At 72.8% G+C, this 19,462-nt stretch carries 18 protein-coding genes; 2 read left to right on the forward strand and 16 right to left on the reverse strand.

Annotated features, from left to right (window positions below; all coding sequences use genetic code 11):
• Positions 1-25 precede the first annotated feature (25 nt).
• The 13 genes from ACVCAH_RS30550 to ACVCAH_RS30610 all read right to left on the reverse strand — a co-directional run bounded on the left by ACVCAH_RS30550 (position 26) and on the right by ACVCAH_RS30610 (position 14,119).
• A complete protein-coding gene (locus ACVCAH_RS30550; RefSeq protein WP_447139702.1) occupies positions 26-985 on the reverse strand; it encodes an NADP-dependent oxidoreductase in 960 nt (319 codons plus the stop codon).
• Positions 986-1,033: 48 nt separating this feature from the next.
• Positions 1,034-2,134: a Gfo/Idh/MocA family protein gene (locus ACVCAH_RS30555; protein ID WP_447139703.1), complete on the reverse strand. Its 1,101-nt coding sequence runs from the start codon at positions 2,132-2,134 to the stop codon at positions 1,034-1,036.
• 81 nt (positions 2,135-2,215) lie between these two features.
• On the reverse strand, positions 2,216-2,794 hold the full coding sequence (locus tag ACVCAH_RS30560) for a TetR/AcrR family transcriptional regulator (protein WP_447139704.1): 579 nt from the start codon (positions 2,792-2,794) through the stop codon (positions 2,216-2,218).
• Positions 2,795-2,887: 93 nt separating this feature from the next.
• A complete protein-coding gene (locus ACVCAH_RS30565) occupies positions 2,888-3,691 on the reverse strand; it encodes a sugar phosphate isomerase/epimerase family protein (RefSeq protein ID WP_447139705.1) in 804 nt (267 codons plus the stop codon).
• Positions 3,688-4,839 (reverse strand): DUF993 family protein, encoded by a 1,152-nt coding sequence (locus ACVCAH_RS30570; RefSeq protein ID WP_447139706.1) that lies wholly within the window; start codon positions 4,837-4,839, stop codon positions 3,688-3,690. Before ACVCAH_RS30570 ends, ACVCAH_RS30565 begins: the two co-directional genes overlap by 4 nt.
• Positions 4,836-6,002, reverse strand: coding sequence for a Gfo/Idh/MocA family protein (locus ACVCAH_RS30575; protein ID WP_447139720.1), 1,167 nt, complete (start codon positions 6,000-6,002; stop codon positions 4,836-4,838). Before ACVCAH_RS30575 ends, ACVCAH_RS30570 begins: the two co-directional genes overlap by 4 nt.
• Positions 6,003-6,122: 120 nt before the next feature.
• Entirely contained in the window at positions 6,123-8,213 is a 2,091-nt protein-coding gene (locus ACVCAH_RS30580; RefSeq protein WP_447139707.1) for a PQQ-dependent sugar dehydrogenase, read from the reverse strand.
• 37 nt (positions 8,214-8,250) lie between these two features.
• A complete protein-coding gene (locus ACVCAH_RS30585; protein WP_447139708.1) occupies positions 8,251-9,207 on the reverse strand; it encodes a LamG-like jellyroll fold domain-containing protein in 957 nt (318 codons plus the stop codon).
• 102 nt (positions 9,208-9,309) lie between these two features.
• Entirely contained in the window at positions 9,310-10,059 is a 750-nt protein-coding gene (locus ACVCAH_RS30590) for an ABC transporter ATP-binding protein (RefSeq protein WP_447139709.1), read from the reverse strand.
• A complete protein-coding gene (locus ACVCAH_RS30595) occupies positions 10,049-10,813 on the reverse strand; it encodes an ABC transporter ATP-binding protein (protein WP_447139710.1) in 765 nt (254 codons plus the stop codon). The genes ACVCAH_RS30590 and ACVCAH_RS30595 overlap by 11 nt, the downstream gene beginning before the upstream one ends.
• Positions 10,810-12,045, reverse strand: a complete 1,236-nt coding sequence (locus ACVCAH_RS30600; protein WP_447139711.1) for a branched-chain amino acid ABC transporter permease — start codon at positions 12,043-12,045, stop codon at positions 10,810-10,812. The genes ACVCAH_RS30595 and ACVCAH_RS30600 overlap by 4 nt, the downstream gene beginning before the upstream one ends.
• Positions 12,029-12,916, reverse strand: coding sequence for a branched-chain amino acid ABC transporter permease (locus tag ACVCAH_RS30605; RefSeq protein ID WP_447139712.1), 888 nt, complete (start codon positions 12,914-12,916; stop codon positions 12,029-12,031). Before ACVCAH_RS30605 ends, ACVCAH_RS30600 begins: the two co-directional genes overlap by 17 nt.
• 6 nt (positions 12,917-12,922) lie before the next feature.
• Positions 12,923-14,119 (reverse strand): amino acid ABC transporter substrate-binding protein, encoded by a 1,197-nt coding sequence (locus ACVCAH_RS30610; protein ID WP_447139713.1) that lies wholly within the window; start codon positions 14,117-14,119, stop codon positions 12,923-12,925.
• 147 nt (positions 14,120-14,266) lie between these two features.
• Here ACVCAH_RS30610 and ACVCAH_RS30615 point away from each other — a divergent pair, with 147 nt between their 5' ends.
• Positions 14,267-15,301 carry a LacI family DNA-binding transcriptional regulator gene (locus ACVCAH_RS30615; RefSeq protein WP_447139714.1) on the forward strand — a complete coding sequence of 345 codons (1,035 nt, stop codon included), beginning with the start codon at positions 14,267-14,269 and terminating at the stop codon, positions 15,299-15,301.
• Positions 15,302-15,394: 93 nt separating this feature from the next.
• Here the strand turns inward: ACVCAH_RS30615 and ACVCAH_RS30620 are convergent, their stop codons facing one another.
• Positions 15,395-16,348: a sulfite exporter TauE/SafE family protein gene (locus tag ACVCAH_RS30620; protein ID WP_447139715.1), complete on the reverse strand. Its 954-nt coding sequence runs from the start codon at positions 16,346-16,348 to the stop codon at positions 15,395-15,397.
• Between the two features lie 231 nt (positions 16,349-16,579).
• Between ACVCAH_RS30620 and ACVCAH_RS30625 the strand changes: the two genes are divergently transcribed.
• Positions 16,580-17,692, forward strand: a complete 1,113-nt coding sequence (locus tag ACVCAH_RS30625; protein WP_447139716.1) for a DNA glycosylase AlkZ-like family protein — start codon at positions 16,580-16,582, stop codon at positions 17,690-17,692.
• 66 nt (positions 17,693-17,758) lie between these two features.
• Here the strand turns inward: ACVCAH_RS30625 and ACVCAH_RS30630 are convergent, their stop codons facing one another.
• On the reverse strand, positions 17,759-18,694 hold the full coding sequence (locus tag ACVCAH_RS30630) for a MerR family transcriptional regulator (protein ID WP_447139717.1): 936 nt from the start codon (positions 18,692-18,694) through the stop codon (positions 17,759-17,761).
• Positions 18,695-18,844: 150 nt separating this feature from the next.
• Entirely contained in the window at positions 18,845-19,156 is a 312-nt protein-coding gene (locus tag ACVCAH_RS30635; RefSeq protein ID WP_447139718.1) for a hypothetical protein, read from the reverse strand.
• Between the last annotated feature and the right edge of the window lie 306 nt (positions 19,157-19,462).

Raw genomic sequence — 19,462 nt, forward strand, 5'->3', positions numbered from 1 at the left:
GTGTGCCGGGCGGAGGCGACGCGAATCAGAACTCGATGACGAGCCGGCCGCGGACGCCGCCGGCCTCGAGCAGCCGGTGCGCCTGAGCCGCCCGCTCCGGCGGGAACCGGTCGGCGACCCGCAGGCTCAGCGAGCCGGCCTCGGCCAGCCGGCGGAGCAGGTCGAGCTTGTCCCGGCGTCCGTCGTAGGCGTGCACGAACACCGGCACCAGGCTGACGCCCGCCCGCGCGGCCGCCCGCGCGAACGCCGCGTGGTCCGGCGCGCCCCGCACGTGCGCCAGCGCCCCGCCGCGGCGGACGGCCCCGAGCAGCGGTATACCGACGAGGGCCGCGTCGACGGCGGCGTCGACGCCGTCCGGGGCGAGCGCACTGAAGCGGTCGGCGACGCCCGCGCCGCGCGCCACCACGGCGTCCGCGCCGAGCCCGGCGACGAGTCCGGCGTCGGCGGGCGCGGCGTCGGCCAGCACCCGCAGCCCGGCGACCTTGCCCAGTTGTACGGCGTACCCGCCGACCGCACCGGCCGCGCCGGTCACCGCGAGCGTGTCGACCGGGGACAGGCGCAGCTGGTCGAGGGCGTGCAGGACGGTCAGTCCGTTCAGCGGCAGGGTCGCGGCCTCGGCGTGACTCACCCCCGCCGGCGCCGGCACCACAAAGTGCTCCGGGAGCGCGACGTGTTCGGCGTAGCCGCCGCCGGCCGGGCGGGTGGGGTTCACCAGGGCCATCACGTGGTCGCCGAGGGCCAGGTCGGTGATGGTGCCCGGGCCGATCTCGTCGATGGTGCCGGCGATGTCGGAGCCGGGGATCACCGGTGCGGAACCGTGTTGGCGGACGGGAGTCAGCCCGGCTCGGATCAGCGTGTCCGACGGGTTGACCGCGGCGGCCCGCACCCGGATCCGCACCTCCCCCGGCCCCGCGTGCGGCGTCGGCCACTCGACCACGCCGAGCATTTCCGGTCCGCCGTGTCGGAAGAACCCTACGGCGCGCATCTCGTCTCCTTCATGCTGATGGGTGGCCGGCGGGCCGGCCACCAGGGGTCACTTCACGGACTGGGTCGTGGCGGTCACGGAGGCGCGCTCGACGGCGTCGATGAGTCGGTGTCGGGCCAGCGCGTGGGCGAAGTCCGGCACGGTGTGGGTGCCCTCGGCCAGGTCACGGGCGAGCCGCTGGTAGAGCCGCGCCACGTTGCCGGCGGGCGTCCGGCCCAGGTCGCCGGGGACGTCGCCGGTGTAGGAGGCCGGCATCTCGATCGGCGCGACGGTGCTGTCCGCGCCCCGGCCACCGGCCAGGTTGAGCTGGGCGACCTGGAGGTTGCCCCAGTCGGCGGTCAGCACCAGGTCCCCCTCCGTGCCGTTGATCTCCCAACGGAGGTTGTCGCCCCGGGACGCCCCGCCCCGGTAGAAGACCGAAGCGGCAGCACCGCCGGCCAGCGTGCCGATCAGGGCCACCTGGTCGGGCGCAGTGACGGGAACGGTGCCGCCGTCCTCGGTCACCGTCGCGTGCTTGCGCCCCACCACGAGGTTCGCCGCCAGCGTGTCGAACTCGCCGAGCACGTGGTGCAGCGCGTCGAGGGCGTGCAGCGCCGCGGAGGTGAGCGGGGTGGCACCGTTGGTGTTGTCGTACCAGTAGGCCTGGCTGCGGGTGGCCACCTCGCCGCCCCAGACCATGCCCGAGCCGACCAGGGTGGTGCCGAGCACCGTGCCGACGTAGCCGTCGCGGATCAGGTTGCGGGCGAGCCGGATCTCGGGCGCGTAGCGCCCCTGGAGGCCGACGACGGTGCGCACCCCGGCCCGCCGGGCCAGCTCGGCGAGCTGCTCGGCCTCGGCCAGCCCGTTGCCCAGCGGCCATTCGCTGTAGACCATCTTGCCCGCCTCGATGGCCGCCGCGACCAGTTCGAGGTGCTCGGTGACCTTCACCGACACGACCACCAGGTCGACGCCCGGATGGGCGAGCAGGTCCCGGTGGTTGTCGTAGCCGGGTACGCCGTACCGGGCCGCTGCGGCGTCCGCCGAGCTCCGGCGGGACGTGCTGACGGCGCGCAGCTCGAAGTCCGGCGACGCCGCGATCACCGGAAGGTGCGAGGTCGCCGCCCATCCCGCGGTACCGCCGCCGATGATGCCGACTCCGGTCGGGCTCATGTTGTCTCCTCGATTATCTTGAACGTTCGTTACACAATTTGGGCAGGGGAAGGCACCCGGTCAGCCCAGGCGGCTCGGCTTTCAGTCCAGGCAGCTCAGCGCGACCTCCGCGGACCGCATCAGCGCGGCCCGGTCGGGGTCGATCGACCCCATCACCCGCAGGCCCTGCAGGCTCGTCACCAAGAAGGCGGCCAGATCGCCGGCGCTGCGGTCAGCGGGAACCTCGCCGCACAACTGCCCCTCGGCGAGCACGTCGTACAGCGCCGCCTCCAGCGACCGGGTCGTCGCCCGCAGCCGTTCGGCGACCTGCCGGTCGTCACGCCGCTCGGTCGCCGCGCCGACAATCAGGCAGGCCAACCGCCGCCCGTCGCGGGCGATCTCGTCGACCGCGGCCACGAAGATCTCGCGGATGACCTCGCGCACCCCGTTGCCCGAGCGCAGCAGCTCGATCAGCGGGACCGCGTACCGCTCCCGGTAGAGGTCCAGGGCGGCCAGGTAGAGCCCCTCCTTGCTGCCGAACGCCGCGTAGATGGAACCGCTGCCCAGGCCGGTAGCCTCGGCCAGGTCGCGCATCGAGGTCCCCTCGTACCCCGTACGCCGGAACGCCTCCATGGCGGCGGCCACCGCCGCGTCGACGTCGAACTCCCGGGTGCGTGCCATGCGCCCACCGTACGCTATCTGGAACGATCGACAAAGAATTATGAGCGAGGTCGCAGCCGATGCGGTCGGGCCGGCGCCGATCCACCCGCCCCCTCAGACCACGTGCTCCAGGTAACCGGCGATCGCCTCGTCGAGCACCGCCCGGCCGGGCCGGGACCAGACCTCCTCCGCGAAGACCTCCACCTCGATCGGGCCGGTGTAGCCGGCGGCGTCGACCGCCGCCCGGAAGCGGCGCAGCTGCACGCAGCCGGCGCCGGGCAGGCCCCGGCCGAGCAGCACCCCGGCCGGCAGCGGCGTCACCCAGTCGGCGACCTGGAAACAGGCGATCCGCTCCGCCCGCCCGGCCCGGGCGATCTGCGCCCACACCTGGTCGTCCCACCACAGGTGGTAGGTGTCCACCACCACGCCCACCGCCTCCGGCGGGTACGGCTCGACCAGGTCCAGCGCCTGGCCGAGGCTGGCGACCACGCACCGGTCCGAGCAGAACATCGGGTGCAGCGGCTCGACCGCGAGCCGCACCCCCGCGGCGAGCGCGTGCGGCACCAGCGCGCCGATCGCCTCGCCGACGTGCGCCCGGGCGGCGTCGAGGTCCCGGCTGCCGGCCGGCAGCCCGCCGGAGACGAGCACCAGCACCGGCGCGCCGACCGCGGCCGCCTCGTCGATCGCCCGCCGGTTCTCGTCGAACCAGCCGGGCGCGTCGAAGAAGCCACCGCGGCACAGCGACGTGACGGCGAGACCGGCGTCCCGGACCAGGGCGGCGGCCGCCTCGACGCCGTGCGCGGCCAGGTCCTCGCGCCACAGCCCGACGCTCGCGACGCCGGCGTCCACGCAGCCGGCGACCAGGTCCGGCAGCGGCCAGCGGCGGGTGGTGGCCGAGTTCAGCGCGAACCGCTTCACTGTGCCACCCCCGCCGTGGTCAGGAACGCCCGCGCGCGGTGGGCGGCCAGTTCCGCGTCGGGCAGCAGGCCGGCGGCGTCGGCGAGCCGGAGCAGCCGCGCCAGGTGCGCCGGTGACCGGCCCGACTGCAGGCCGCCGACCATCGTGAAGTGGTCCTGGTGGCCGGCCAGCCAGGCCAGGAAGACGATGCCGGTCTTGTAGTAGAAGGTGGGCGCGCCGAACAGGTGCCGCGCCAGCGGCAGCGCCGGCGCGAGCAGCCGGTCGTACCCGGCCAGGTCGCCGCCGTCGAGGGCGCGCAGCGCGGCGGCGGCCGGCGGCGCGATGGCGGCCAGCACGCCGAGCAGCGCGTCGGAGTGGCCCTCGGCGTCGCCCCGGATCAGCGTCGGGTAGTTGAAGTCGTCGCCGGTGTAGAGCCGCACCCCGGCCGGCAGGCGGCGGCGCAGCGCCACCTCGAAGTCCTCGTCCAGCAGCGACAGCTTGATCCCGTCGACCTTGCCGGGGTGGCCGGCGATCAGCGCCACCACGGTGTCCGCGGCCCGCGCCGGGTCGGCGTCGCCCCAGTAGCCGGCCAGCGCCGGGTCGAACGCCGGGCCCAGCCAGTGCAGCACGACCGGTTCGTCCGCGTCGTCGATCAGCCGGCCGTAGACGTCGAGGTAGTCCCCGGCGGAGCGGGCCGTGGCGGCGAGGTGCCGGCTGCACATCAGCACCGGCCGGGCCCCGGCCTCCTGCACGTCGGCGAGCTGCTCGGCGTACGCCTTGCGGATCTCGTCGAGGGTGGCCGGGCCGGCCGGCAGCTGGTCGGTGGCCACGCCGGCGCAGATCGCGCCGCCCTCCGCCCGGGCCTCCGCCGCGGACCGGCGCACCAGCTCGCGCGCCGTCGGGTAGTCCAGCCCCATGCCCCGCTGGGCGGTGTCCATCGCCTCGGCCACGCCGAACCCGTACGACCAGAGGTGGCGGCGGAACGCCAGCGTCGCCTCCCAGTCGACGGCGGCCGGCGCACCCGGCACGTTCTCGGCCCGCGGGTCGGCGACCACGTGCGCGGCGGCGTACGCCACCCGGCTGGTGAACGGCGCGCCCGGGGTGGCGTGCTCGCCGCCGGCGCCGGAGAGGGTGTACGCCCCGTCGGGCAGCCGCACCGTGGCGCTCATGCCGGCTCCCCGCCGGTCAGCTCCGGGATCTCCACCCGCCGGCCCTCCCGCGCGGACAACAGGCCCAGCTCGGCCAGCTGCACGCCGCGCGCGCCGGACCACAGGTCCCAGGTGTACGGGGCGTCCTCGGCGACGTGCCGCAGGAACATCTCCCACTGCGCCTTGAACCCGTTGTCGTACACCTCGTTGTCCGGCACCTCCTGCCACTGCGACCGGAAGTCGTCGGTGGAGGGCAGGTCCGGGTTCCACACCGGCTTCGGGGTGCTGGCCCGGTGCTGCACGCGGCAGCGGCGCAGCCCGGCCACGGCGCTGCCCTCGGTGCCGTCGACCTGGAACTCGACCAGCTCGTCGCGGTTGACCCGGACCGCCCAGGACGAGTTGATCTGCGCGACGACGCCGCCGTCGAGTTCGAAGATGGCGTACGCGGCGTCGTCGGCGGTGGCGTCGTAGGGCTGGCCGTCCTCGTCCCAACGGCGCGGGATGTGGCTGGTGACGTGCGCGGTGACCGCCCGCACCGACCCGAAGACCTGCTCCAGCACGTAGTGCCAGTGCGGGAACATGTCGACCACGATGCCGCCGCCGTCGGCGGCCCGGTAGTTCCAGCTCGGGCGCTGCGCGGCCTGCCAGTCGCCCTCGAAGACCCAGTAGCCGAACTCGCCGCGCACCGACAGGATCCGGCCGAAGAAGCCGCCGCGCACCAGCCGGTCCAGCTTGCGCAGGCCGGGCAGGAAGAGCTTGTCCTGCACCACGCCGTGCCGCACGCCGGCCGCGTCGGCGGACCGGGCCAGTTCGACGGCGCCGTGCAGGGTGGTGGCCAGCGGCTTCTCGGTGTAGATGTGCTTGCCGGCCTCGATGGCCAGGCCGATCGCCTTCTCCCGCTCGCTGGTCACCTGGGCGTCGAAGTAGATCGAGGTGTCCGGGCGGGCGAGCGCCGCGGCGAGGTCGGTGGTCCAGTCGGTCAGCCCGTGCCGGTCCGCGACGTCGCGCAGCTTGGCCTCGTTGCGGCCGACCAGCACGAGTTCCGGCCACAGCCGCCCGCCGCCGCGCAGCGGGACGCCACCCTGCTCGCGGATCGCCAGCAGGGACCGCACCAGATGCTGCCGGTAGCCCATCCGCCCGGTCACGCCGTTCATGACGATCCCTATCGGGATACGTGCCGTCATCGCCTCGCCCTCCAGGTAAGCGGGGATCTCGCGCACCCGGCCGCCCGGCCGGGTGCCGCATCTCGGGGTGCCCCGGCGGGGTACGGCGGCCACGTCGCCGCCGCACCCCGCCGGCGCGGGTCAGGCCGGCGTGCCGGTCACCGTGAGGTGACGCAGCCGGCCGACGTTGTCGAAGGAGCCGAAGCCGACCCGTCCGGAGCCGAACGTGGTGTCCTTCGCGGTCATCAGCGGGTCCCTGCGCCCGTCGAGGTAGACCGCGATCTCCCCGGTGGCCGGCAGGTGCTTCACCCGCACCTTGTGCCAGTCGGCGTCGGTGATCGCCGGGTTGGCGCCGCGGGACCGCCCGTTCCACTGGTGGTCGATCCGTTCCCGGTCGGCGTTGTTGACCTTGAAGATGCCGTTGTGCGGGTAGATCGTGTTGTCGGTGGAGAGGTGGGCGTAGTAGAACTCGGTGTCCGAACGCCAGCCGAAGACGATGATGACGTCCCGGTTGGTCACCTCCACCGGCGTGTCGAGCCGTACCCGGGCCTCGACCTCGACCGACGACCAGGCCGGCCCGGCGGTCAGCACCGCGTACTCGAACGGCCGGCGCGGTCCGGGCCGGCTGACGCCCGCCTCGGCGAGGATCACCTCGTCCTTGGTGAACTGCCACTTCGACGAGGTCACCGGCGCCCAGTTGGCCGCGCCGGCGGTCCTGCGCAGCCGGGTGTCACCGACGTCGCCGCCGGCGAAGACCCGGGTGCCGGTGACCTTCCAGACCTTGCCGTTGGCCTTGGCCAGGATGTACAGCTCGCCCGCGGCGTCGGTGCCGAAGCGCAGGTCGACCCGGTTGCGGTCGCCGGGCGCACCGGGGCCGGAGAGGTCCTGCATCCGCACCGGGTTGCCGGCGGTGTCGAACAGCGCGAGCCGGTGGATCGGAGCGAGACCCTCACCGCGGCGCATCTGGTGCGCCTCGGTGTAGAGCACCCGGCCGTCGACCAGGTCGCCGAAGACGTACTTGCCGCGCAGCGCGGGCAGCTCGCGGCCCCGGTAGACGAACCCGCCGGCCACCGCGACCCCGACGTCCGAGGTGCAGTTCCAGCCCGGCGCGGGGTCGTGGTCGTACGCCGCGACCGGGTAGGTGTAGCCGTAGCTCGCGTCGTCGGCGGGCAGCGGCAGGAGCTTGTTGCACGGGTTGGTGGCCGTCTTGTCGAAGACGTAGGCGCCCTCGCGCTCGCTCCAGCCGAAGTTGTCCCCGGCGCGCACCTCGTAGATCGCCTCGACGGCGTGCTCGCCGATGTGCCCCAGGTACATCCGGCCGGTGGCCCGGTCCCAGCTGAACCGGTGCGGGTCACGGAAACCGACCGCGTAGATCTCGCCGAGCGCGCCGGCCTGGCCGACGAACGGGTTCGCGGCCGGGATGCCGTACTGCCCGTTGGCGGAGTTGCTGCCCCGCGGGTCGATCCGCAGCAGCTTGCCGTGCGGCATGGCCAGGTTCTGCGGGTCGGTGTTGCGCACCCCGAGGCCGCCGTCGCCGACGGCCAGGTACAGCAGCCCGTAGTCGCTGTCGTGGCGCTTCGCCGTGGGGTTGAAGTTGATCTCCTGGATGCCGTGGATCTGACCGCCGAACCCGATCCGCAGGATCTCCCGCCGGCTGCCGGCGAAGGTGTCGGCGGCCGGGTCGGTCGCCGTCCACTCGGTGATGACGCCGTGGAACAGGGTGTTGGCCTGGGCGTAGTCCGGAACCTCGGTGGTGGCCGACGCCTGTTCGGTGTGGATGGTGTAGAACCGGCCGTTGCTGCCGAACTCCGGGTGGAAGGCGACGTACCCGAAGCCCTGGCCGAGGCCGCGGCCGGAGAAGAACTGCGGGGCGAAGGTCTTGGCGACGTCGAGGTAGACGTGCGGCACGCCGTCCTCGACCAGGTAGAGCAGACCGTTGAGATCGGGCACCGCGCGGCGGCCGGAGCCGTCGGGCAGTTCCATGATGGTGTTGATCCGCGCGGTCCGCATCAGCCGCTGGTCGGTCGGCGCGGGGGTGGGGAACGACTGCGGGAAGCTGGCGTACTCGGACAGGACCAGCCCGAGCCGGGACTGGGTGGGCATCTCGGGTACCGGATCGTAGACCGGGTCGGCCGCCCGGGCGGGCGCGGCGACCAGGGTGGACAGGACCAGGGCGGCGGCCGTGAGCCCGGCCGTCAGTGTGGATCTGCGGATGCTGCCGATACTGCGCACGCGTATCTCCTTCTCGGTGGGGTCGTGCCGAGGGTGGTCAGCGGGCCAGGTAGCGGTACTGCTTCTCGACGTCGCGGGCGGAGACCGCGGTGTCGAGGAACATCAGGGCGTCCATGCGGCAGTCGCACGGGTTGCGCTCGAGGGTGTCCTGCGGGAAGCTCCCGCCGATCTTGATGCCCCGGGGGTCGGAGGCGGTGGTGACGTGCGGGCCGGGTCCCGACACGAGCCACGGGTCGTCGCTACGGGTGTAGAAGCCGTCCAGCGGCTGGCCGTTGCGGTAGAGCGCCATCGTTCCGGTGCCGAAGTCGAAGGTGGCCGCGAGGTGCACCCACTCCCCCTTCGGCAGCAGGGTGCGCCAGTCCCCGCTGGCGGCGAACGTCTGTGAGTTGCCGCCGTCGAGGCGCCGGCCGAGGGCGACCAGCCGCAGTTCGCCGTTGACGTCGATGAGTTCCAGCAGCGCCCGGACGCCGTGGCCGTCGGAGTCGCCGGTCAGCACGCCGGCCAGGCCGATGGCGTTGAACCGGTCGTCCGGGTTCGGGGTGGTGGAGTTGGGCAGTGGGCTGTCCATCTCCAGCTTGAACCAGCCCATCACGGTGGTGCCGGCGACGGCGCTGAACGGGCGCAGGGTGCGTACGCCGCTGGCCGAGAAGATGCCGGCCTTCCAGTCGTCGTTGCCGGCCTGGGCGGGGTTGACCTGCCGGGTCTGCAGGGCGCTGCCGCTGCCGGGGTAGGCGCGGTCGGGCACCCGCATGGCGGCGCCGCCGTTGACGAGTTCGATCTCCGTGCCGGAGCGGCCCTGGTCGCGCTCCAGCGCGACGTCGCCGGTCACCGGATGGTCGAAGTCGTAGTAGGCGACCAGGTGCTCGCGCAGGGTGGGGTGGACGTCGCGGGGGCGGTTCCGGTCCGCCTGGGCCGGCGCGGTGGCGGCACCGCCCATGACGCCGACCGCCAGCAGGGCGGCGGTGACAACGGCGGCGCGTCTGGCTCTGGTCATCGCGTACACCTCTTCTCGTGTCCGCGTGGCACGCAACCGCTTTCGTAAGCGCTTACGTGTCGCGCCCGGATCATCTGGTCGTGCCGTCTGTCGTGGGATCGGTCAGCGTTTGGGCGAGGCCGCCGGCTCGGCGGGGCGCCCGCCGAGATACAGCTCGCCCAGTTGGGGATCGGCCAGCAGCTGCGCCGCCGGCCCGGAGATGTGCACGCGCCCGAGGTCGAGCACGCAGCCGAGGTCGGCGGTCTCCAGCGCCCGCCGGGCGTTCTGCTCCACCAGCAGCACCGCGGTGCCGGCGTCGCGCATCCGGACCACCTGCTCGAACACGGTGCTGGTCGCCTTCGGGTCCAGCCCCATGGACGGCTCGTCGAGCAGCACCACCTTGGGGTTCACCATCAGCGAGCGGGCGAACTCCACCTGCTTCTGCTGGCCGCCGGAGAGCAGCCCGGCGAGCGCGTTCCAGCGCTGCGCGACCACCGGGAACAGCTCCTTGACGAACGCGGTCCGCTCGGCGATCAGCGCCTTGTCCCGCATCGTGTAGCCGCCGAGCAGCACGTTCTCCGCCACGGTCATCTCCCGGAAGACGCTGTGCCCCTGCAGGACGTGCGCCACCCCGCTGGCCAGCATCCGCTGCGGACCCTGGCCGGTCACGTCCACCCCGCCGACCAGGATCCGCCCGGAGCGCGGCTTGAGCAGGCCGCTGGCGACCTTCAGCACGGTGGACTTGCCGGCGCCGTTGGGGCCGACCAGGCAGACGATCGTGCCGGCGGGCACCGAGACGGTGAGGCCGCGCAGCACCGGCGCCGCGCGCCCGTACCCGGCGTGGACGTCGACGAGTTCGATTTCAGACGCCAAGGTAAGCCCCCAGGACACGTTCGTCGGAGCGGATCAGCGACGGCGGACCCTCCGCGATCGGGCGTCCGCGGTCGAACACCACGATGTGGTCGCTGACGCTCATCACCAGGTCCATGTTGTGCTCGACGATCACGAAGGTCCGCCCCTCGGCGTTGAGCTCGCGCACGAGGGAGCCGATCCGGTCCAGCAGCGCCGGGTTGACCCCGCCGGCCGGCTCGTCGAGCAGCACGGTCTCCGGGTCGCTCATCAGCACCCCGGCGAGCTCCAGCAGCTTCTGCTGGCCCCAGGACATGTTGCGCGCCTCCACGTCGGCGAGGTGCTCGATGCCCAGCCGGGTGAGCCAGCCCCGGGCCCGGTCCACCTCCGCGCGGGTGCGCGCACCGCGCAGCTGGCCGGCCAGGCCGGCCGGACGGACCGCCGCGAGCACGTTGTCCAGCGCCGACATCCGGGGGAACACCCGGCACAGCTGGAAGGTGCGGCCGATGCCGGCGCGGGCGATGGCGTGCGGCGCCCGGCGGGTGATGTCCCGCCCACGGTAGGTCGTCCGCCCGCCGTCCGGCCGGATCATCCCGGTGACGCAGTTGAAGAACGTCGTCTTGCCCGACCCGTTGGGCCCGATCAGCGCGTTGACCTGGCCGTGCCGGAACGTGACCGTGGCGCCGTCGAGTGCCACCACGCCGCCGAACGCCTTGATCAGGCCCTCGGTGGCCAGGCTCGCCGCCTCGCTCATGCCGGCACTCCGCGCCTCGCTCATGCCCGTTCCTCCGTCGTCTGCGCACCGCCGCCGGCGGGGACCGCGGCGGCGTCGACCGGTTCCCGCGCGCCCGCCGCCGCGCTGCCCGCCGTACGCTCGTCGCGCAGTTGGGCGGCGCTGACCTCGCGGATGGAACTCTGCGCCGTCCCGGACAGCCGGGTGGCCAGCGCGCCGATCGCCGGCAGCACGCCGTCGGGCATGAACAGCACGACCAGCGCGAGCAGCAGACCGGTCGCGACCAGGTGCAGCGGCGTGTTGCCGAACTGCACCTTGAAGTACTCCAGCGCGACGCCGACCACGAGGGCGCCGACCAGCGGGCCGAACAGGTGCCGGACCCCGCCGAGCAGCGCCATCAGCACCAGGTAGGAACCGGTCAGGATGGAGAACTGGAAGACCGGGTCGAGGTCGCCGAACCAGAGCGCGTAGAGCCCGCCGGCCAGCGCGGTGAACCCGGCCGAGACGACGAACACCACGAGCTTGTAGGCGAACGTCGGGGTGCCCAGCGCCTCCGCCTTGTCCTCGTCCTCCCGGATCGCCTTGAGCCCCAGGCCGAACCGCGAGCGGTCGATCAGCCACCAGGCCAGCAGCGCGAGCCCGAGCAGGCCGGCGAAGAGGAAGTAGAACACCCGGTGGTGCTCCGGGCGCAGCAACCCGGGGAACGGCCGCGGCACCACCAGGCCCCGCGAGCCGCCGGTGAGCGAGGCCCAGCTCTGGAAGACCAGCAGCAGGATCAGCACCAGGGCGATCGAGACGATGACGAACGAGGCGCCGCGCACCCGCAGCGCCGCGTAGCCGATCGGCACGGCCAGCGCGGCGACCAGCAGCGCCGCGACGACCAGCGCCACGAAGCTGGGCAGTCCGGCCTTGGTGACCAGCAGCGCGGTGCCGTAGCCGCCGAGGCCGGCCAGCGCCCCGTGGCCGAGGGAGATGTAGCCGGTGAAACCGCCGACGAAGTTCCACGACGTGGAGAGCACGGCGTAGTTCAGCACCACCACGCCCGCCGACAGGATGTACGGGTTCGGTGCCAGCGACGGGAACGACAGCACCGCGGCGGCGAGCGCCAGGATCGCGACGAGCTGGGCGATCCGGCCGACCCGCCGGCGTGCCACCGCCGGGGGTGCCGTGGTGGCGCCCGGGTCCCGCCCGGCGGTGGCCGGCCCGGTGCTGGGCGGCCCATCGGTGGCCGGCCCGGTGGTGGGCGGCATGGCGGTCGGGTCAGAAGCGCTGGGCAAGGCGACCTCCGAAGAATCCCTGTGGCCGGAACGCCAGCGTGGCGAACAGGGCGAGGTAGAAGATCGTCTGCGCCCAGGTGGTGCCGAGCGGGATCTGCAGCAGGCTCTGCGCCATCCCGAGCACCATGGCAGCCATCGCGGCGCCCGGCACGCTGCCGAGGCCGCCGACCACGATGATGGCCATCAGCGGGCCGATCCAGTGCCAGTGCAGCGACGGGTAGATGGTGGTGTCGAGGGCGAGGGCGGTGCCGCCGACGGCGGCGGTCGCCAGGCCGAGGCCGAAGCCGTACCCGGCCACCCGCTCGGTCTCGATGCCGACCAGCCGCGCCGCGTCGCGGTGCTGGATGGTGGCGCGCAGCGCCCAGCCGAACGTCGTCTTCTTCATCAGCAGGTAGAGGGTCAGCAGCGCGACGGCGGCGAGACCGAACGCGATCAGCTTCACCACCGCGATGCGGGCGCCGAAGATGCCGAAGCTGGCCGAGCCGTAGCCGAGCTGGATGCGCCGCTGGGTGCCGGTGAAGGCGTAGCCGAGCAGCCCCTCGATGGTGACCGCGATGGCGAACGTCAGCAGCACCGACATCATGGTCAGCGTCGCCGCGCGCAGCCGGGCCAGCAGCAGCCGTTGCAGCAGCACGCCTGCGCCGAAGAAGAGCGGCACGGTGACGACCATCGACAACAGCGGATCGGCCCCCAGCCGGTTGTGCGACCACCAGGCCAGGTACGCGGCCAGGATGAGGAACGCCGAGTGGGCGATCATCACCACCCGCATGATGCCGAAGTAGAGGGTCAGGCCGGCCGCCAGGAGGGCGTAGAGCCCTCCCAGCAGCAGACCCAGGATGACGCTCTGGAAGAGCAGCGCACCGGAGGGCATCGCCGCCTACCAGGCCGGCTTCGGGTAGACGAGGTCGGTCTCCTTGGCGTCGGCCGGGAGCACGATCTGGATCTCGCCGCCCACCCACTGCTGGATCATGTGGGCGCCCTTCGGCTTGCCGGTCTCGTCCCAGGACAGCGGTCCGACGACCGTCTCCACCGTGTTCCCGCGTACCCAGTCGACCAGCTTCTGCTGGCACTCGCCCTGCTCGGCGCAGCCCACCGCGGTCACCGCCGCGGCGACGACCTGGCCGGTCGTGTACGCGTTGGCCTCGTCCTCCTCGGGCGGCGTGCCGAACTGCGCGGTGTACTTCTCGACGAACTCCTTGTTGCTCGGGTAGGGCGCCTTCTGGGTGTAGCCGGTGGGCGAGAGGATCCCCTCGGTCTTGTTGCCGATGGCCGCGGCGAACTCCGGGTTCGTCGGGGCGGTGGAGAACGCGGCCAGCTTCGGCTGGAACTTCAGCTGCTGGAGGGCGACGATCAGGTTCACGCCGTCCTGGTACTGCGAACCCCCCACCACGATGTCGGCCCGGGAGGCCGCGATCTTCGCGGCGATGCTGCCGAAGTCGGTGGTGTTCGGCGGGTAGACCTCGTCGACCACCGTGCGGACGCCGGCTGCCTCCAGCTTCGCCTTGAGCCCGTACGCCGTGCCCTGCGCGAACGGGTCGTCCATGGCCGCGTACGCCGCGGTCTTCGGCCGCTGGTCGGCCGGCAGTGCCAGCAGGTAGTCGGCCAGGTGGTTGTAGTGGTCGTTGGCCACCGCCGGGGCGGCGTAGAACAGGTTCTTGAAGCCCTGCTCGAAGACCTCCTTCGCCGCGCCGGCCGGCTCGACGAAGAGCATGCCGTACTCCTCGGCCACCCGGGCCGCGGGCACCACGAGGCGGGTCGAGAACGGCCCCACCACGAGGTCGACCTGGTCGGAGCCGATGAGCTGCTCGTAGTCGGCGACCACCCGGTCGGCGTTGGACTGGTCGTCGAGGATCTTCAACTCGACCTTGCGGCCGAGCAGACCCCCCTTGTCGTTCGTGATCTTCGCCCAGGCCTCGTACCCGCGCTGCACGCCCTTGCCCGGCTCGGAGAAGTCTCCGGTCAGCGGGAGGGAGATGCCGACCACGATCGGATCGTCGCCTCCGGCGGATTCCCCGCCGCCGTCACCACTGCAAGCCGCCAGCGCGAGCGTCATCGTCGCGCCGATGGCCGTCATCCATCGGATTCGCCTGTATCGGTTCGTCATCCCGCAACGCTCCTTTGTCCGGGACGGAAGCGCTTACGAAAGCGCTTTCGTAGCCTAGGCTGTGTCCTACGCCACTGGCAATACCGTCGTTGCATCGATGTTTCCGGGGAGTTGCGGATGCCCAAGCCTGGCCCGAGGCTGCGCCTCGTCGACGTCGCCGAACGCGCCGGCGTCTCGCTGGCCACCGCCTCCCGCGCCCTCTCCGGCCGGGAGGGCGTCAGCGAGGAGGTCGCCCGGCACGTCCGGCAGGTCTCCCGCGAGCTCGGCTACGTCGCCAACCCGTACGCCCGCACGCTCGCCGGCGGCGCCAGCTCCACAGTGGGCCTGGTGGTGCACCAGGTGGACGACCCGTACTTCTCAGAGATCGCCGGTGGAGTCATCCAGGTCGCCGCCGAGGAGGGGCTGCTCGTGCAGATCTGCCACTCCGGCCGCGACCCCGACAACGAGCTGCAGCAGTTGCGCCACCTCATCGCCCAGCGGGTGGGCATCATCCTGATCGCCGGCTCCGGCTACAACGACCCCCGGATCGAGGCGGAGGCGCGCGCCGAGCTGTCGGAGTTCCAGCACGGCGGCGGCCGGGTCGCGGTCATCGGCCGGCACGCCCTGGGCGTCGACGCCGTGCTGCCGGACAACTCCGCCGGCGGCCGGGCGCTCGCCGAGCACCTGCTGGAGCTCGGCCACCGGCGGATCGCGGTCGCCGCCGGCACCGCGGCGCTGACAACCGTAGCCGACCGGCTCGCCGGCGTCGCCGCCGCGCTGAGCCGGCACGGGCTCACCCTGGACGACCTCCCCGTCGTCCACTGCGACTTCACCCGCGACGGTGGCCGCTCGGCCGCCGAGCAGATCCTGCGCGACCACCCGGAGACCACCGCGATCATCGCGCTCAACGACGCGATGGCGATCGGCGTGCTGTCCACGCTGCGCGCGCACCGCATCCCGGTGCCCGAGCGGATGTCGGTCGTCGGCTTCGACGACGTCTCGGTGGCCGCCGACCTCGCGCCCAGCCTCACCACCATCCGGCTGCCGATGACCGACATGGGCCGGATGGCGCTGGGCCTCGCGCTCAAGCCCCGCGCGGCCCGCCCGCGCCGCCGGTCCACCGGCCACTCCCTGGTGGTACGCGACTCCACCGGCCCCGCCCCCCGCACCTGACCCCGCCGCGGGGGTGGTCCGTCGGGGTGTACCGATCGGCCCCGCCGGGGGCGGGGCCGATCGGGTTGTGCGGCGTGGGGTCGCGGGGTGGGGTCAGGCGGTCGGGGCGACGGCCTTCTCGTCCGGCTCGCTGCCGGCCACCGCGGCCGCCTCGGCCTCGGCGATGATGCGCCGCTCCTCGTCCCGGTTGGCCAGGTACTGCCGGACGGAGTAGGCCAGGGCGGCCGCCCAGACCAGGTAGATGACGGCGTAGACGGTGTAGCGGACGCCGTCGGACGCGTCGATCCAGTCGCTGCGCAGCAGGGTGCGGGCGTTGGTCAGGATGATGATGCCGCCGACGGCCGAGCCGAGCACCCGCGGCGGGATGTGCCGGACCAGCCAGGCGGCGATCGGCGCGGCGACGATGCCGCCGGCGAGCAGGGCCGCGACCCAGGCGTAGTTCACGCCCTCGGAGCCGATGCCGATGATGAAGCCGATGCTCGCGGCGACGGCGACGAGGAACTCGCTGGTGTCGATCGAGCCGATCGTCTTGCGCGGCTCCAGGCGGCCACTGGCCAGGATGGCGGGGGTGCCGACCGGGCCCCAGCCCCCGCCGCCGGTGGAGTCGACGAACCCGGCGACCACACCGAGCGGGGAGAGGAACCGCTTGCGCAGCGGCTTGCCCAGGTTGCCCTTGGGCAGGCCCAGGGCGGTGAACCGGATCAGGATGTAGATGCCGAGCGCGAGCAGGATGAGCGACATCAGCGGCGCGGCGGTCTCGGTCGACAGGCTGGACAGGAATGTGGCGCCCGCGAACGCCCCGATGGCCCCGGGTATGCCGATCTTCCAGACGACCTTCCAGTCGACGTTGCCGAACCGCCAGTGCGAGGCGCCGGAGACCAGCGTGGTGCCGATCTCGGCCAGGTGCACGGTGGCCGACGCGGCGGCCGGGTTGGTGCCGATGGCCAGCAGCAGCGTCGTGGAGGTGACGCCGTAGGCCATGCCGAGACTGCCGTCGACGAACTGGGCGCCGAGGCCGACGAGCGCGAGCAGGATGAGTTTTCGCATGTCAACCGCCAGTGGGGTGAGTTCGGAGAGGGTCGGTCGATCGGGCGGCGCGGCCGTCCCCCGGCCGGCTTCTCGATATTTCCTAGTGGTTAGGTGGAGAATAGGAGCCGGGATGGTCCGCGACAAGCCCCCTTCCCACGTGCTGGTCACCGGCCCCAACCGAGCCGGGCCCGACGTCGCCGGCCGGCGCCGCTCTGGTCTCCCGTCGGACCCATCGCCTAGCCTCGACCCGTGACCGTCCACGAGCTGTCCCGCAGCGACGCGCGCCGCATCGCCGTACGGGCGCAACTGCTGGACAGTTCGCGGCCGAGAGACCTGCTCGACGTGGTGCGTCACCTGACGCTCCTCCAGGTCGACCCGACCGCCGCCGTCGCACCGAGCGCCGACCTCGTGGCGTGGAGCCGACTCGGGCCGTCGTACTCGCCGGCCCGGTTGCAGGCGGCCCTGGCCGACCGGACCCTGCTCGAACTCCGGGCAATGATCCGGCCCAGCGAAGATGTGGCCCTCTACCGCGCCGAGATGGCCGAGTGGCCCGGGCGCGGCGAGCTGCGCGACTGGCAGCGGGACAACCGCGACTGGGTACGCGGCAACGACGCGTGCCGTCGGGACATCCTCGAGCGGCTGGCCACCGAGGGCCCCCTGCCGTCGCGCCAGATCCCGGACACCTGTGCGGTGCCCTGGACGTCGACCGGGTGGACCCACTTCCGCAACGTCACCCAGTTGCTGGAGTTCATGGTGCGGCGCGGCGAGGTCGCGGTCGCCGGGCGCAAGGGCCGGGACCGGCTGTGGGACCTGGCCACCCGGGTCTACCCGGCCGGCCCGGCGGTCCCGGTGGACGAGGCACGTCGTGTCCGCGACCAACGAAGGCTGCGCGCGCTCGGCATCGCGCGCGCCCAGGGGCCGGAGTGCCCGGTCGAGCCGATGGACGTGGGCGTGGCCGGCGAGCCGGCCGTGGTCGAGGGCGTCAACGGCCTGTGGCGGGTCGACCCCAGCTACCTGGGTCAACCGTTCTCGGGGCGGGCGGCGCTGTTGTCACCGTTCGACCGACTGATCCACGACCGCAAGCGCACCATCGAGCTCTTCGGGTTCGACTACCAACTGGAGATGTACAAGCCGGTGGCCAGGCGCCGCTGGGGCTACTACGCGCTGCCGATCCTGTACGGCGACCAACTGGTCGGCAAACTCGACGCCACCGCCGACCGCAAGGCCGGCGTGCTCCGGGTCGACGCGATCCACGAGGACGTGCCCTTCGACCAGGCCATGGCCGCCGCGGTGCATGCCGAGATCGAAGACCTGGCCAACTGGCTCAAGCTGGACCTCACCCTGCCCGGCCGGCCGCGGTAGCCGCCGAGGCCGGTGTGCTGCGGCGGAACGGGTCAGCAGGGCCCGGACGCACCAGTGCGGAACGGGTCAGCCGGGCATCCGGGCGCGCAGGGCCCGGACGCACCAGTCGAGCACCGGCACCAGGCTTTCTCCGGTCACGGGCCAGCCGTTGATCACCGACAGCAGGTGCAGGTACCGCTCCCGGCGCGGGTCGCTCGCGGACTCCAGCCGAGCCACCAACCGGCGCCGAAGCTCGACGTCGTCGGGACGACCACAGAGCCGCGCGTACTCACCCATGACCGCCGCGACGACGGGGTCGGCCCGGCGGGAGACCGGGTCGACGCCCGCTGTCACAGCTGCCCCGGCCTGGTCACGCACCACCGCGACCGCGTCCCGGCGTACGCCTGTCGCGCCGTCGCGGTCGGCGGCGTGCTGCTCCACCACGCGCCGCATGCTGGCGCGAAAGCCGGGGTCCTGGGACAGCTCGGCCAGCTCCACCCACGCCTCGACCTGCTCCGCCTCCGGGTTGTCGGGCAGCTCGGGGGTCATCGAGCGGATGATGCCCGCGAACGCCGGGTTGGCGTCCTGCTCGCCGAAGGCGGCGTCGAGGAACTCACCGATCAGGCGCCGCCGCTCGTCCGCCGAGAGCTTGGCCAGCTTGTGCATGAGGTCCATCTCCTCAGGGGTGGAACCGCGCTGGGCGAACGCCGTCAGGACCGCCCGCCGCAACCGCAGCGTCCGGATCTGCACCGCCAGCGCCTCGGCGTGCGCCACGGCGACCTCCGGCAGCGAGACCTCCCGGTCCACGACCCTTCGGATCGTGGCAAGGTCCAGACCCAACTCGCGCAGCGTCCGAACCAGGTCCAACCGGGCGACGGCGTCGGGGCCGTAGCGGCGGTAGCCCGTCGGGCCACGGTCGGTCGGCGGCACGATCCCCCGGTCGGAGTAGAACCGGATGGCCTTGACCGTCAGGCCCGTCCGACGGGCCAGGTCGCCGATCGAGTAGCGCGTGTCGCCGTTCATGCCCTCACCCTCACGCCTCCCCTTGCGGGAGACTCAACCACTCCCCGGCCGGACGACCAAGATCATGTTGCGGGACGCCTTCGTACGCACGGCCGACGGAGCTGCGACTGAAACCCCGGCACCCGGCTGGTCGCCCCGCCATCCGTCGGGTCAGGGAATCTGGCTCAGGGCCTGCGCGCAGGCGACGAAGAGCAGCACCGTAGCCACCGGCCAGGGCCACCAACGGCGGGCCTGGTAGATGCGGACCAGTGACATCACCAGGCAGCCCGCTCCCGGCAAACCCGCCGCAGCGGCCACGATCCAGAACGTCCGCTGCTCCGGACGCCAGCAGACTCCCCACCCGTCGACGGCGGGATCGCACGGGTCGGGTCCGGGGCCGTCCAGGGCAGGAGACCACCAGGCGAGGTTGAACACGACGAGGGCGAGGAACGGGACGCTGATGATCACGAGCGGGATCGCCACCGCGAGCCGCACAGTCTGGACACGGGTACTGATCGCTGCGGGTTGAGCGCCTCCCGAGCGACGGCTGACGGTGGTCACATCGACATCATCCTCGGCTGTGAACTGTTCGTCGTCGCCCCAGCGTCTCGGCCGACTCGCCGATTCGCCGATTCCACCTTGGAGACCCAACTGCTTCGCTGGGCGAAGCGCCCCCGGGCACGAGGCCGGGCCGGGGGCGCTTCGATGGGGGCTAGACGAGTAAGTCCTAACTCTGATCAGTGGTCGTAGGCGATCAAGGACCTGGTCACGGGTTGTCTGGTGGTCCGG

The sequence above is a fragment of the Micromonospora sp. LZ34 genome (assembly GCF_052981855.1).